This is a genomic window from Pedobacter sp. GW456-11-11-14-TSB4 (assembly GCF_059424425.1).
Genome location: NZ_JBWKZK010000004.1, coordinates 56,284 through 70,050, shown reverse-complemented (window position 1 = coordinate 70,050; position 13,767 = coordinate 56,284). Strand labels below are relative to the sequence as shown.

Annotated in this window: 15 protein-coding genes; 4 read left to right on the top strand and 11 right to left on the bottom strand. The window is 34.8% G+C overall.

All coding sequences use genetic code 11. The features are described 5' to 3' along the window. Positions 1-33 precede the first annotated feature (33 nt). Both AC07XU_RS14145 and AC07XU_RS14140 read left to right on the top strand, forming a co-directional pair. Entirely contained in the window at positions 34-438 is a 405-nt protein-coding gene (locus tag AC07XU_RS14145; protein WP_494944284.1) for a hypothetical protein, read from the top strand. Positions 439-632: 194 nt separating this feature from the next. Further along, positions 633-1,202, top strand: coding sequence for a Maf family protein (locus AC07XU_RS14140; RefSeq protein WP_494944283.1), 570 nt, complete (start codon positions 633-635; stop codon positions 1,200-1,202). A 51-nt stretch (positions 1,203-1,253) separates the two neighbouring features. On the opposite strand, the gene AC07XU_RS14135 is transcribed toward AC07XU_RS14140, so the two are convergent. The 9 genes from AC07XU_RS14135 to AC07XU_RS14095 all read right to left on the bottom strand — a co-directional run bounded on the left by AC07XU_RS14135 (position 1,254) and on the right by AC07XU_RS14095 (position 11,086). After that, entirely contained in the window at positions 1,254-2,159 is a 906-nt protein-coding gene (locus AC07XU_RS14135; protein WP_494944282.1) for a Ppx/GppA phosphatase family protein, read from the bottom strand. Between the two features lie 375 nt (positions 2,160-2,534). Then, positions 2,535-3,869, bottom strand: coding sequence for an ABC transporter permease (locus tag AC07XU_RS14130; RefSeq protein WP_494944281.1), 1,335 nt, complete (start codon positions 3,867-3,869; stop codon positions 2,535-2,537). Then, the gene (locus tag AC07XU_RS14125; RefSeq protein ID WP_494944280.1) at positions 3,862-4,773 is read right to left on the bottom strand and encodes an ABC transporter ATP-binding protein; all 912 of its coding nucleotides are present in this window, start codon (positions 4,771-4,773) and stop codon (positions 3,862-3,864) included. The genes AC07XU_RS14130 and AC07XU_RS14125 overlap by 8 nt, the downstream gene beginning before the upstream one ends. Positions 4,774-5,052: 279 nt before the next feature. Further along, complete coding sequence (gene dnaJ, locus AC07XU_RS14120) at positions 5,053-6,225, bottom strand: molecular chaperone DnaJ (RefSeq protein WP_494944279.1); 1,173 nt, start codon at positions 6,223-6,225, stop codon at positions 5,053-5,055. A gap of 144 nt (positions 6,226-6,369) precedes the next feature. Continuing rightward, complete coding sequence (locus tag AC07XU_RS14115) at positions 6,370-6,954, bottom strand: nucleotide exchange factor GrpE (RefSeq protein WP_494944278.1); 585 nt, start codon at positions 6,952-6,954, stop codon at positions 6,370-6,372. 250 nt (positions 6,955-7,204) lie between these two features. Next, the gene (locus AC07XU_RS14110; protein WP_494944277.1) at positions 7,205-7,888 is read right to left on the bottom strand and encodes a cell division ATP-binding protein FtsE; all 684 of its coding nucleotides are present in this window, start codon (positions 7,886-7,888) and stop codon (positions 7,205-7,207) included. Between the two features lies 1 nt (position 7,889). Further along, positions 7,890-8,093 (bottom strand): fructose-6-phosphate aldolase, encoded by a 204-nt coding sequence (locus AC07XU_RS14105; protein ID WP_494944276.1) that lies wholly within the window; start codon positions 8,091-8,093, stop codon positions 7,890-7,892. A gap of 49 nt (positions 8,094-8,142) precedes the next feature. Then, positions 8,143-10,035, bottom strand: coding sequence for a T9SS type B sorting domain-containing protein (locus AC07XU_RS14100; protein ID WP_494944275.1), 1,893 nt, complete (start codon positions 10,033-10,035; stop codon positions 8,143-8,145). Between the two features lie 88 nt (positions 10,036-10,123). After that, positions 10,124-11,086 (bottom strand): acyl-CoA reductase, encoded by a 963-nt coding sequence (locus AC07XU_RS14095; protein WP_494944274.1) that lies wholly within the window; start codon positions 11,084-11,086, stop codon positions 10,124-10,126. Between the two features lie 140 nt (positions 11,087-11,226). Between AC07XU_RS14095 and AC07XU_RS14090 the strand changes: the two genes are divergently transcribed. Then, positions 11,227-11,577: a 4Fe-4S dicluster domain-containing protein gene (locus tag AC07XU_RS14090; protein WP_494944273.1), complete on the top strand. Its 351-nt coding sequence runs from the start codon at positions 11,227-11,229 to the stop codon at positions 11,575-11,577. 108 nt (positions 11,578-11,685) lie between these two features. Here AC07XU_RS14090 and AC07XU_RS14085 read toward each other — a convergent pair whose 3' ends face one another. After that, entirely contained in the window at positions 11,686-12,144 is a 459-nt protein-coding gene (locus tag AC07XU_RS14085; RefSeq protein WP_494944272.1) for a universal stress protein, read from the bottom strand. A gap of 95 nt (positions 12,145-12,239) precedes the next feature. Between AC07XU_RS14085 and AC07XU_RS14080 the strand changes: the two genes are divergently transcribed. Next, on the top strand, positions 12,240-13,019 hold the full coding sequence (locus tag AC07XU_RS14080; protein WP_494944271.1) for a C40 family peptidase: 780 nt from the start codon (positions 12,240-12,242) through the stop codon (positions 13,017-13,019). Between the two features lie 69 nt (positions 13,020-13,088). On the opposite strand, the gene AC07XU_RS14075 is transcribed toward AC07XU_RS14080, so the two are convergent. Next, positions 13,089-13,742, bottom strand: coding sequence for a YceH family protein (locus AC07XU_RS14075; RefSeq protein ID WP_494944270.1), 654 nt, complete (start codon positions 13,740-13,742; stop codon positions 13,089-13,091). Between the last annotated feature and the right edge of the window lie 25 nt (positions 13,743-13,767).

Below are 13,767 nucleotides of genomic sequence, written 5' to 3'. Positions count from 1 at the left end.
GAGGTTTAAAACAAGAATCAAAAACAAAAAAACATGAAAAAATTATTGATGATCTGCGGATTATTATTCGCAACAGTAGCTTTTGCTAATGCACAGCAAGGTGGCGGCAGACCAGGTGGTGGCAGAATGATGGCTACTCCAGAGGAAAGAGTAAAGCAATTAGATGAGAAGGTTAAGTTAACCGACGAACAGAAAACTAAAGCTACTGCAGTTTATACAGCAGCCGCAGATGACATGAAAAAGATGCGTGAAGAAATGCAAGGTGGTGGAGATAGACAAGCAATGATGGAAAAAATGCAGAAAATGAATGCAGATACCGATACAAAATTAAATGCAATATTTACTGCAGAACAAAAAACTGCCTACAAAACTTGGCAAGATCAAGTTAAAGCAGATAGAGAGAAAATGATGAAAGAACGCCAAGCTGGTGGTCAATAATCAAATTAATGATACTAACAAAAGCGACTTTCGAGTCGCTTTTGTTGTTTTAGTACATCCGCGTTATTTCGAATAAGGTTTTTCAGCCGAAGAGAAATCTATAAGTTTGATAAATAATTGTTTTGTCGTTTAATAAAAAATGAGAAGCATTAAAATCAAGATATTGTTAATTTAGCAAAAAATTAATCACCTATATGTATAAACAGCAATCTCCAATTATTTTAGCTTCTAAATCACCTCGTCGACAAGAATTAATGCAATTGATGGGTTTAGATTTTACTATCGAACTAAAAGATGTTGACGAAAGTTTTCCCGCTGATTTATCACCTTCAGAAATTGCAGTTTACATTTCAGAAAAAAAGGCAAGCGCATTTGAAGCAAAAGAAAATCACATTGTGATAACTGCTGATACGATTGTTGCTTTAAATGGAGAAATTTTGGGTAAGCCTAATAATAAAGCACATGCTCAAGAGATGTTGAATAAACTTTCTCGTAGCACACACGAGGTTTACACTGGAGTGACTTTGGTTAAAAATAATATACTAACCTCATTTTATGATTTAACTGAAGTGAATTGCAGAGCTGTAACGCCAGAAGAAATTGATTACTATATTGATAATTTTAAGCCATTTGATAAGGCTGGAAGTTATGGAGTGCAAGATTGGTGGGGTTTGGCCGTTGTTACTGCTATGAAAGGTTCATACACCAATGTAATGGGTTTGCCAACCGAGAAGTTATATAAAGCTTTGCAGAAATTAGGATAGTTTTTACTTCGGCATCTGTTCTAATGATTAAGCGGCTATTATGCCGTCTAATTAATCCCTCAAACTCTGCAAAACACCCATTTTCAAATCGTAGGTGGATAATTTAATGTTGTTGATGTTGAACTCTTGCAACACATAGTTGGTAAGTAAAGTGGCCATCACAATCATATCTACACGTAGTGAAATTAAGTTGTCCATGCCTAAACGTTCTTCGTGAGAAGAATTAATTAATTTTGATGCCAAGTTTTGATAGGCTGCAAAATTAATTTCAGCTGTACTTGTTTTTTTTATGTCGATTTCTGGCATTAACATTTGCGAAAAAGTTTCGAACGCACCAGCAGAGCCAATTAAAGTTGCTGGTTTGTATTCTTCGCAAATTACTTTGAGTGCTTTAAGTTCATTTGTAATATGTTGCTGAATTTTTTGTTGATCAACCTCGTTGATAGGATCTGATTTAAAAAAGACTTGCATCAACCTTGCGGCTCCAATATTGTAGCTTTTTTTCCAAATTAAGTTTTCTTCATCACATAAAATAAACTCAGTGCTGCCACCGCCAATATCCATGATTAATGATTTTCCGTTTATGGCTCCACTAAGTTTTACGCCTTCGTAAATAAATTGGGCTTCTTCATCGCCATCAATAATATTTATATCAATTCCTGCTTCAGCTTTTGCAGCAGCTACAAATTCTTGTCCGTTAACTGCACTGCGAACTGCAGAAGTTGCAGTAGCTTTTAAATTTATAATCTGATGCTGATCTAATTCTAACTTGAACTGCTTCAAACAATTTATTCCTCTTTCAAATGCAGTTGGAATAATGGTATTGTTTTTAGTTATATCCTCGCCAAGTTTTACTGGCACATTAGTTTTGTAAATAATTTCTAATTCTGTTCCGTTTTGCTCGGCAATAATCAAGTGAAAAGTGTTTGTTCCGAGGTCTATTGCAGCTATTTTCATATTATTTATAAACGAATAATTTTAGAAGGTATTGTTAATTAACGGTTTTTGAAAGCACCTTAGGCACCAAATAGAACCTAAGCCACGCGTTTTAGATTTCTTGAAGATTTGAAAGGAAAACAACCCCAGGAACTACTTGCTTTGTAATATAAACCTGATTTAGCGAGATGCCAATTCAAGTATCGTTGATTATTTTTTTTATTGTAGCATTAATAATTAACAGGCTTAATTGGCAGAAGCGAGAGCAGGGCTGCATTTGCCAAAAGCTGCTGGCAATCGTTTTCCAATTATGAACCACCAAAGAAACCAAAATTTACCAAAGCATACACTTAGGTTTTCTTAGGTAACTTAGGTGGTTCAAAAGATTTATAAAATCTAATTTTTATAAGTAAACCATTTAAACATTTCTTTAAAGGTGGTTTTTTTGCCATACATTAAAATACCAACACGGTAAATTCTGCTGGCTACCCAAACGGTAAATATAAAGCCGATTACTAGAATTGCCATCGATAAAGCCAATTCCCAGCCGGGTACACCGTATGGTAAACGTACAACCATAGCAATAGGCGAGGTAAAAGGGATCATCGAAAGCCAAAACGCAACATTACCGTAAGGATCATTTGTTACCACGCTTAAAGATAAGGCATAGCCTAAAAGAAGCGGCATCATAACCGGCATCATAAACTGCTGGGTTTCGGTTTCGCTGTCTACCGCAGAACCAATTGCGGCATATAAAGCACTATAAAATAAATATCCGCCAATAAAAAAGAAGATGAATACCGTTACTATTTTGCCAAAATCTAAGCCAGCTAAACTTTTTTGGATATCTCCAGTTGGTCCTTGTGCAGCTTGTACTTGCGCTTGGTTTACGTCAACTGTGCTTCCGCTGTGCGAAGATGCGGTAATTTTTTTCACATCAGCTTTATCAATTAAAACGGTAGCAGCAATTGTACTAATGGTTAATGTTAATACAATCCACAAAATAAATTGAGTTAAGCCTACCAAAGCAATCCCGATGATTTTACCCATCATTAGTTGAAATGGCTTAACTGAAGAAATCATGACTTCAATAATTCTGCTCGTTTTTTCTTCAATAACACCACGCATTACTTGTATGCCGTACAACATAATGAACATAAACATTAAAATACCAGCAATAAACGCAATAATTGTACTCGCACCAGCACTACTAGCTTCTTCTTTACCAGTTTCTACAGCTATTTTTTTAGTATCAATATCAACCGATGTTTTCAATTGGTCTAAATCTGTTTGCGAAATACCTGATTGTTTTAGTTTTTGGTTGCGAATGAGTTCTTCTAAATCGCCAGAAATTCTGTTGTTTGGAGACATACCTGCTTGCTTTTCGCCAAAAAGTTCCACGCCTTTTGGCTCGGCCAAGGTAAACTCTGGTAAAAATAAAATATAGTCGTAATCAGATTTAGAGAGTGATTTTTTCATCACGTCTAAAGGCTTGTTCACATACTCATATTCAATATTTTCGTCGGTTGTTAATTTTTCAGTTAGCGTGGTGTTGGTGCTAACAACGGCAACTTTATCATGCGTATCTTTAATTCCTTTGTAAGTAAAATAGCCAATTAAGCCATAAATACCCGCAATTAAAAGCGGAGTTAAAAAAGTCATCACTATAAATGATTTCTTTTTTACTCTTGATAAATATTCTCGGCTTATAATGAGTAAAACTTTATTCATGACCTTCTCCTTTCACTGTTTTAATAAAAATATCGTTCATTGTTGGTATCACTTCATCTAAGCGATGGATGGTTACTTTAGGCAATAACATTGCTAAAACCTCATTTGCAGTTCTATTTTCGTGCAGTTTAATTTTAATTAAAGTTTTTCCTTTTACGTTTTCAGTCTGTAAAACCTCAAAAATGTTTAGGGTACTTTCTACTTTATAATCGCCTTCATATTCTATCCAATAAGTATTGTTGCGGTAAGTAGCTTTAATTTCATCAACACTACCATCTAAAATCTTTTTCGATTGATGGATCAAAGCAATATGATCGCACAGTTCTTCTACACTCTCCATACGGTGGGTAGAAAATATAAAAGTTGCACCTTGTTTGTTCAGCTCTAAAATTTCATTTTTAATAATATCGGCATTAACCGGGTCGAAACCAGAAAAAGGTTCATCTAAAATAATGAGTTCTGGTTGGTGTAAAACAGTGGCAACAAACTGTACTTTTTGCTGCATCCCTTTACTTAAATCTTCCACTTTTTTGCTCCACCAATCTTGCATGCCCAATTTTTCGAACCAAAATTTAATGCGTTTGGTAGCTTCGGCCGTGCTTAAACCTTTTAGTTTAGAAAGGTATAAAACCTGCTCGCCAATCTCCATTTTTTTGTACAAACCGCGTTCTTCTGGCAAATACCCAATTTGCGAAATGTGGTTGCTGTTCAATCTTTCGCCATTAAACGATACTTCGCCACTGTCTGGGGCAGTAATTTGGGTTATAATTCTAATTAACGATGTTTTGCCTGCACCATTTGGACCTAAAAGCCCAAATATTTTGCCTCTTTCTAGCTCTAAGCTAACATTATCTAAGGCTCGATGCGTAGCATATTGCTTTACAATATTTTTTACGCTTAACATATGTAATTTGTTTTAGTTTAGTGATGATTAGATGTGATAACGAATAGATTGTTACCAAAAATATTTGAAAAGCAAGGTAAGAATTTCATCGCTTATTTCAGTCCCGTCTTTCGTTGCAATATTTTGTTATCCTTTGACTACGCTCAGGATGACACAAAATGATTTCCACTGCAACCGGGTTTAGATTTTAACGGAAGTGGTTCTTTGGTGGTGTTGCAATGCAAAAAAAAATAGCCTCAACATTAGATATTGAGGCTATTAAATTATTAGATGAGTTTCTTACTCAAAATATTCTTTCATTTTATCGAAGAAACTTTTGTCGTTTTTACCAGGTTGTGGTTTAAAGTTAGGAGATTCTCTTAGTTTCTCTAAAATAGCTCTTTCTTCTGCATTAAGCACTTTTGGTGTCCAAATGTTTACATGTATTATCTGGTCGCCTCTGTGGTATGAGTTTACTTCAGGAATACCCTTTCCTTTTAGTCTCAATAATTTTCCACTTTGTGTACCAGCTTCAATTTTAATTTTCGCTTTACCATCAATGGTTGGTACTTCGGCACTATAACCTAAGGCGGCATCAACAATACTTACATGTAAATCGTAAACAATGTTGTTTCCTTCACGTTTTAAAGTATCGTGTGGTAATTCTTCAATTAAAATAATTAAATCGCCCGGTACGCCACCGTTTGGAGCTGCATTACCTTTACCAGCCATGCTCAATTGCATACCTTCACTTACACCAGCTGGAATGTTAATCGTAATGGTTTCTTCACCACGTACTGTTCCTTCACCATGACATGCACCGCATTTTGCTGTAATTTGTTGTCCGCTACCTTGGCAAGTAGGGCAGGTTGCTGTAGTTTGCATTTGCCCCAAAATAGTATTGGTAACTCTGCGTACTGCACCGCTACCACCACAAGTTTTACAAGTACTTACTGAGCCTTTGTCTTTAGCGCCAGAGCCATCGCAAGTTTTACAAGCAATTTGCTTATTTACTTTAATTTTCTTTTCGGCACCGTTAGCAATTTCTTCGAGTGTAAGTTTTACTTTTATGCGCAAGTTGCTGCCTTTGGCAACTCTTCTTCCGCCACCGCCACGAGATTGGCCGCCACCCCCGAAAAAGCTATCAAAAGGGCTTCCGCCACCGCCACCAAAAATATCTCCAAACTGACTGAAGATATCTTCCATGTTCATGCCGCCGCCACCATAGCCGCCACCGCCACCTGCACCACCAACGCCAGCGTGACCGTATTGATCATAACGTTGTTTTTTCTCAGGACTGCTTAAAATTTCATAAGCTTCAGCCGCTTCTTTAAATTTATCTTCTGCAGCTTTGTCATCTGGGTTTTTATCTGGGTGATACTTAATAGCCAACTTGCGGTAAGCTTTTTTAATCTCTTCCGCAGATGCGCTTTTGCTCACGCCAAGTATATCGTAAAAATCTCTCTTGCTCATTTTTTATTAAATGTTGAAATGTTTGAAAATTGGAATGTTTTAATGTTCAGTTCCAATGTCAAACATTCTAAAGTCTATTTTTTTAAGGCCATTGTTGTTAATTCTTAACTTTTCAACATTACAACATTCCAACCTTCAACTTTTTTATGCTCCAACTACCACTTTCGCAAAGCGAATTACTTTATCGTTAAGTGTATAACCTTTTTCAAGTTCATCAACCACTTTACCTTTTAAATCATCGCTTGGCGCAGGTATTTTGGTAATTGCTTCATGCATATCGGTATCAAAAGGAGTGTTTAAACTTTCTACCTCTTTCAAACCTTTTTGGCTCAAAATGCCTTTAAGTTTAGTTTGCACCAACATTACACCTTCACGAATTGCACTAACTTCGGTAGCATTTTCAGTTGCTTTTAAGGCACGCTCAAAATCATCAAGAACAGGTAATAACGAAACTACCACATCCTTACCAGCTGTTTGCAAAAGCTCAACACGTTCTTTTTGTGTTCTGCGTTTATAATTATCAAATTCTGCAAACAAACGAAGATATTTATCGTTTAAATTGCTGTTTTCTTGTTTCAGTTTTTCTTCAGCAGAAAGTTCTATAACAGGTTCCACAACAGTTTCTGCGGTATTTTCTTCTATAGCATCGGTCTGTACATCAGCTATTTCTTGCTCAGTCTGATTGTTGTCTACAATCGGTTCTTCTTCCTTTTTCTTCTTATTAAACATGTTTTGTGTGCGTGTTTTTTCTGTTCAAACTCAAAAGTTTTGCCAATAACTAAAATCAGCCATGCTGTCAGTTTAACTTATTAATAACCGAACAGAATGGCTGATTGACTGACAATGAGATTTATGATTTTAGATTTATGAATTACGATGTCATGTCTGCTAGCAGACTTTTGTTTAAGAGGCACAATTGTAAGTACGAACTATTGCCCTGCTAATCAATCTAAAATCGTCAATCTAAAATTGTAATTTATTAGATAATTTGTGCATCCTCGTGAACAACGCCACCTTCGCATTTAATAATACGAGATGGGAAGGTACGGATGATGTGATAATCGTGTGTGGCCATTAAAACTGCAGTACCACTTTGGCTAATTTGCTTAAGTAGTAATACAATTTCTTCAGAGGTTTCTGGATCTAAATTTCCAGTTGGCTCATCGGCTAATATAATCTCTGGATTGTTAAGTAAAGCCCTTGCTATAACTACACGTTGCTGCTCACCACCAGAAATTTCATGAGGCATTTTTTTAATTTTAGAACGTAAACCAACTTTCTCCAAAACGTCTTTAATTCGTTCGTTGATCAAGTTTTTATCATCCCAGCCGGTAGCTTTTAATACGAATTCTAAATTCTGCTCAATGGTTCTATCGCTTAATAACTGAAAATCCTGAAAAACAATTCCTAATTTTCTGCGTAGATAGGGCACATCTTTATCTGCAAGATTTTTTAAATCGAAACCAGCAACAGCGCCATTGCCATTACCAATATGTAAATCTCCATAAATAATCTTTAGCAAACTACTTTTACCAGACCCAGTTTGGCCAATTAAAAATACAAATTCGCCTTTGGCAATATCTAAATTTACGTTTGATAATACAAGGTGTTTTTGCTGAAAAACATCTACTTTTTGTAGGTTGATAACTATATTCTCTGCCATTTTAAATCTCCAATTTCGTTACTTGCCCAAAAGGTAAGTCTTTAATAATATGCATAATTTTATCTTGCTTATCACCTAATCCCAATTTCTCTAAAGATTTATCGGGTCTATCTACCCTAAAGTAAGCCAAGAGTGTAAACTTGTCATCTCTAAGCTGCACATAATCAGGTATTTTGGCAATGCCTTTTACTTTTATGATATACATTTGTTCAAAAATAGCATTTCTGTCGGATAATTGAACTGAAAAATAGATTTTATCTGGTAAGCATTACCCAGCCAGAGTATAATTTGAAATCTTCGTTAAGATATAGATTGTAATAATAAACGCCGACAGGCAAATTTTTGCCATCTGATTTTCCATCCCAAGGCTCAGCATTTCTAGTTTCATAAACTAATTGTCCGTTTCTATTGATTATCTGTAATTTCGGTTTTTCAAACGCAGAAATGGATGGAATATTCCAGGTATCATTTATCCCATCGCCATTTGGTGTAAATGTATTTGGTATTTCTATTTTAGGATAAACCTTTACAAAAACATCATCTGCACTTGTATTACAGTCAGATTTTACAGTGAGAGTGTAAGTAATATCAATTGGTGGTGTTGCGACAGGATTTAGTTTTGTAGGATCATCTAAATAATCAGTTGGCAACCAAGAATACGTTATATTATCGCCTATGGCTGCCCCATTTAACACAACCGATTGACCAACCAACAATTTTTTATCATCACCTGCATTAGCATTTGCATTTTTTAACACAGTAATGGTAACTTCTTGTGTTTGAGAACAAGCCCCATTAGAAACGGTAACTGTGTAGGTAGTTGTTTGTGTTGGCGAAGCTATTGGGTTTGCAATTGCCGGGTTAGAAAGACCTGCTGTAGGTAGCCAAGAATAAGTTATACCGCTACTTGCAACTAAATTAACAGATTGATTCTCGCAAATGGTGGTGTTAGAAATATTAATGCTTGAATTTATTGCAGGTAAAACATTTACTTGTGTAGAAGTTGTTGCAACACAGCCGGCTGCATTGGTAACCTTAACTTGGTAATTACCTGCACTTGCTAATGTAACATTCGGAATTTGAGGGTTTTGTAAAGTTGATGAAAAATTCGGACCTGTCCATTCAAATGAAATACCTTGATCAACATTCAATTGAACAGTGCTACCTTCACATGCTGCGCCACTATTTGTGGCAGTAGGTGCGGGTTTAGCATTTACGGTTATACTTAAAGTGGCTGATGAAACTCTACAATTTGCAGAATTGATATTTGCCCTTTCAGCAACAGCTAATCGATATTGATATAATCCTGGTTGTGCATTGGTGAATGTTCTGGTAGTTTGAATGGAAGTTTCTCCGGCAATATTAACCCAATTGTTACTAATAAACTCCTGCCATTGGTAAACTGGATCATTATAACCAGAAGAAACTGTTGATGAAAGACTAAAACTACCACTTTCTCCCTCGCAAAGATTTGCATTAATGCCAGCATTATCAATTGTAGAGATAATAGTAGGGCCGCATGGTCTAAAAGTAATGTCATCAATTGCTAAATCGTTTCCATTACCACCAGGGTTTTCATTTGTCATTTTTAAAGTGATAATACCTACGTTAGTTGGGGTTGTAAATATTGTTCCATATTTAATCCAATTGGTTGCATTTCCTTCTACAATATCTCCAGTGGTAAATTCTTTTATAGAAATACCATTGTTTTCAATAGTAAATCTGATGTTTGGTTTTATTCCGCTATTGCGTAATATATTAATTACCCATGCTGCAAATTCATATGTAGTATTTGGGCATAAGTTATTTATCGTATTTTGATAGAAAACTCCTTTATTGAAATCGGCATTTACAAGCATAAAATAACCACTTGGGTCATTTGGAGTTCTATTAACCACATTTTGGTGCCAACCAGAATTTAATCCAGCACTTGTTTTTACAATTGTATATTGTCCATCTTCAGGATTGCCAGCAATATATCTGTAATTAGTTTCAGAAATTTGAGGACCAAATGTTGCACTGCCTCTTCCAAAATCAATATTAATAACGGGATCACCTAAAGTACCAGTGCAAACTTGAGCACTAACTAAAGTTGCTGAGGTTATTAAAAGTAGAAATAAAAGGTATTTTAAGGATGATATATTCAACGGAAACTAATTTTCTTACAATGTATAAAAATTATAGGTTTCATTTAGTTAAAATAAATGCTGTTGTGGTAATGTTGTATAGTAAAAATTAAAGCTTATTTAAAAACGCAATGGTATCAACGTTATCTGCATAATCCCATAGCTTTGGATTTTGACTGTCTCCAAAACCAATTTTATCTTTGCCAATTTCTAAATTTAAATTGGTTACAACGCATTGGATTTGTTCTTGCTGGCTTCTTAATTTTTCTTCAACAATGTTGATGTTTTCATACTCTTCATAAAAAAGAACTGCCAATGGCGATACAAAATTATCATCTTCCTTTACCAATAAAAAACCATTGTCAAAGTGTTTTACTCCGTTTACTAAATAAATCGACTTGTTATAATCGTAATTATTGTTGTATTTGAAATGATTGATAATATCTTGATGTTTCTCAATAGGTTCAAAAAAATGCTTTAAATCATAACCTTTCGGGATATAAATTTTAGATACATTCCTGCATCCTAGACCAAAATAATCGAAAATATCGTGACCTAAATTTTGTAACTCTTCAACTGTTTCATCGCCTTTTAAAACAGCAACACTATTTCTATTTTTACGAATGATATTAGGCACTTTGCTAAAATAGTAATCGAAATAACGCGATGTGTTGTTACTGCCGGTTGCAATAATTGCATCAAAATCTTTTAATCGCTCTGCATATTCAATATGATTAGAAAATGTTGGTTCAATAACAATTAACTCATTTAATAATGCAGGCAGCAATTTATCATCAGATGATGACATTTTAATAACTGCAATATTTCCAGTTGCTAAAACACATAAAACATCATGAAAACCAACCAAAGGAATATTTCCTGCTAAAATTAAACCAACCTTTTTAGGGGTTTGTGTAATAAATATATCTTTCAACCATTTTTCTAAATCTTCTTTATTTAACATTTTTGCTAAAGAAGATACTGCTTTTTCTACCTCATTTACCGTAAACCATCCATTGCTATTTTTAGCAGCATACATAATTGCTTTAAAATCATCACTTGGATTGCTCATAAACTGGCTAAGTTTATTTAATGAAGTGATTATTTTATCTTTTGTTAGTGACAACGATGACATATTTAGAACTATTTTAAATCGATTATTGTTATATTTGCAGTGCAAAGTTAAACTTAGCAAAAGATATACACGAAGACATGGCAATTAAAATAACAGACGAATGCATTAATTGTGGAGCATGCGAGCCAGAATGCCCTAATAATGCAATTTATGATGCAGGTACAGCCTGGAGATTTTCTGATGGTACCAATTTAGATGGTATTATTGATTTTGGTGGAGAACAAATTGATGCTGGGGCATCTCAAGATGCAGTTTCAGACGAAGTTTATTACATCGTTTCTGACAAATGTACAGAGTGCAAGGGCTTTCATGATGAGCCTCAATGTGCTGCGGTATGCCCTGTAGATTGTTGTGTAGATGATGAAGATGTTAGAGAAACTGAAGAAGAATTATTAACTAAAAAAGCTTGGTTACACCAGGAAGGATAGTTTATAATATCAATTTTCAGTTGTACAATATAAAAAAAGAGATTTCAAAATGAAATCTCTTTTTTTATTCAAAATATAATGAATTTGAAATTTGTAAACTAAAAATCGCTAATTGTCAATTGAATCCTCTTTATTAGGTACAATTAAAACAGGACAAGCAGATTTCCGAGCTACATGTTCGGCAACACTTCCCATTAAAAAGTGATAAAGGCCAGTTCTACCATGCGTACCTATTACAATTAAATCTGCTCCCCATTCTTCGGCTTGTTGTATAATGCCATGTGTTGCAGTATCTAAGCTTGTTAAAAATGTGGTTGCTACTCCATTACCGTATTTATTAGAAATTTCAGTCAATAATTTCTGGCTATGGTCTTCGCTATTATCATACATTTCCATAAAAACAGGCGCCAAGGTATAATCTGGATTTACTGTTGCAGGAGCAGGTTCAATAATATTTAGCAAGGCAACTTCGGCTTCAAATTTTTGCGCAGTTTCATAACCTACTTTTGCTGCCTTTTCAGCGCATGTACTATTATCAACTGCAATTAATATTTTTTTAAAGTCCATGGTATTAGTTTTTAGGTTGTATAAATTTAACAAATAACCCAATCAAATGTTTATGTTGTGATGTTAATCATTATTTTTGAAGATACATTTTAAATATGGATAACTACCACGTTTGCAGGCTTGCAGTAGCACCAATAAGAAAGGAACCATCTGACAGAAGTGAGATTGTATCTCAAATTTTATTTGGAGATCGAGTTACAGTTTTAGAAAAAACTGAAAAATGGTGTTTAATTGTAACTAGGCATGATAATTATGAGGGTTGGATGGATTATAAACAGCTTCAGAAAATAACTGATCTGCAGTTTAATGATGATCAGGGTTATCAATATTTAACACCAACACAACTTGATAATACAATTATTGCACCTAACGGAACAAAATATTATTTAAGCCCCGGAAGTACATTGCCCTATTATAATAATGGCAGTTGTTTTATTGGTGATAATGAATTTAAGGTAACTTCACAGCCGTTTGTACCCAACAAGGTTGATTTTACTTTAAAGATTGAAGAAACTTCAAAATTTTTCTTAAACACTCCTTATTTATGGGGAGGAAGAACTTTTTTTGGAATAGATTGCTCTGGATTTGTACAAGCAGTTTATAAATTAAATGGAATACAACTTAAAAGAGATGCATCTCAACAAGCCCAAGATGGTAATACCGTTGATTTTTTAGCTTCAGCTCAATTGGGCGATTTAGCTTTTTTTGATAATGAGGATGGAAAAATCACCCATGTTGGAATGATGTTAAGCAATTCAGAAATCATCCATTCGGCTGGTATGGTACGGATTGATCCAATAGACGATCAAGGGATTTATAATGCCGAACTTGGAAGGTACACGCATAAATTGAGGATAATTAAGCGGTTTGTTTAGGTCCTTCGAACCATATAAGGTATATAAGGATATATAAGACTCTATATGTCTTATATGGTTTTAAATCAACTACTCAACACCAAGTTCGCTCATTAACTTAGCTAAGTTTTGTTTCAGCTCTGCTAATTCGGTTTCTAAATTTGTAACCCTTTCTTCTAATTGACTGCTGGATTGGGTTGGAGTTTCGTTAGTTGCAAAATCATCTTCAATAAACTCAACATCGCCGCTAAATAAATGCATGTAACGTTGCTCTTTTTGGCCAGGGCGCTTTGGCAATTGTTTAATATAACCTTCGGAGGCTAATTTTTCAAGCGTTTGGTTAACTTCTTCTAAAGTTTCAAATTCATGCAGTCTTCCAGAATTTGTATTGATTTCTCCAGGTGTTTGTGGTCCACGAAGAAATAACAAACACATTACTGCTACTTCAGAAGGTAAAACAGGAAATTGAATAGCGAAGTTATGTTTGTACTTTATATTGCGGATAGATCCGCCATTTGCAGTGGAAATTAAACCTGCAATTTTTAATGAATTTAAGGCTGTGCCAATGATTTCTTCATCATAATTAACCACAGGCTTTCTAGAAGTTTTTTGGTTGCAAGCAGAAACTAAACCATTCAAAGTCATTGGATAATAATCTGGCGTAGTTTTGCTTTTTTCCATTAAAGCGCCTAAAACTCTAATTTGCTCAGCACCAAGTACAGGTATTTTCAATTCGTTTTCCATGGAGGCTAAGATAAAATATCCAAAT

What these genes read in the sequence shown, in the direction of transcription:
- dnaJ (WP_494944279.1), bottom strand. Translation starts at nt 6,225, where the DNA reads ATGAGCAAGAGAGATTTTTACGATATACTTGGCGTGAGCAAAAGCGCA.
- AC07XU_RS14130 (WP_494944281.1), bottom strand. Translation starts at nt 3,869, where the DNA reads ATGAATAAAGTTTTACTCATTATAAGCCGAGAATATTTATCAAGAGTA.
- AC07XU_RS14085 (WP_494944272.1), bottom strand. Translation starts at nt 12,144, where the DNA reads ATGGACTTTAAAAAAATATTAATTGCAGTTGATAATAGTACATGCGCT.
- AC07XU_RS14135 (WP_494944282.1), bottom strand. Translation starts at nt 2,159, where the DNA reads ATGAAAATAGCTGCAATAGACCTCGGAACAAACACTTTTCACTTGATT.
- AC07XU_RS14090 (WP_494944273.1), top strand. Translation starts at nt 11,227, where the DNA reads ATGGCAATTAAAATAACAGACGAATGCATTAATTGTGGAGCATGCGAG.
- AC07XU_RS14140 (WP_494944283.1), top strand. Translation starts at nt 633, where the DNA reads ATGTATAAACAGCAATCTCCAATTATTTTAGCTTCTAAATCACCTCGT.
- AC07XU_RS14080 (WP_494944271.1), top strand. Translation starts at nt 12,240, where the DNA reads ATGGATAACTACCACGTTTGCAGGCTTGCAGTAGCACCAATAAGAAAG.
- AC07XU_RS14075 (WP_494944270.1), bottom strand. Translation starts at nt 13,742, where the DNA reads ATGGAAAACGAATTGAAAATACCTGTACTTGGTGCTGAGCAAATTAGA.
- AC07XU_RS14145 (WP_494944284.1), top strand. Translation starts at nt 34, where the DNA reads ATGAAAAAATTATTGATGATCTGCGGATTATTATTCGCAACAGTAGCT.
- AC07XU_RS14115 (WP_494944278.1), bottom strand. Translation starts at nt 6,954, where the DNA reads ATGTTTAATAAGAAGAAAAAGGAAGAAGAACCGATTGTAGACAACAAT.
- AC07XU_RS14105 (WP_494944276.1), bottom strand. Translation starts at nt 8,093, where the DNA reads ATGTATATCATAAAAGTAAAAGGCATTGCCAAAATACCTGATTATGTG.
- AC07XU_RS14095 (WP_494944274.1), bottom strand. Translation starts at nt 11,086, where the DNA reads ATGAGCAATCCAAGTGATGATTTTAAAGCAATTATGTATGCTGCTAAA.
- AC07XU_RS14110 (WP_494944277.1), bottom strand. Translation starts at nt 7,888, where the DNA reads ATGGCAGAGAATATAGTTATCAACCTACAAAAAGTAGATGTTTTTCAG.
- AC07XU_RS14125 (WP_494944280.1), bottom strand. Translation starts at nt 4,773, where the DNA reads ATGTTAAGCGTAAAAAATATTGTAAAGCAATATGCTACGCATCGAGCC.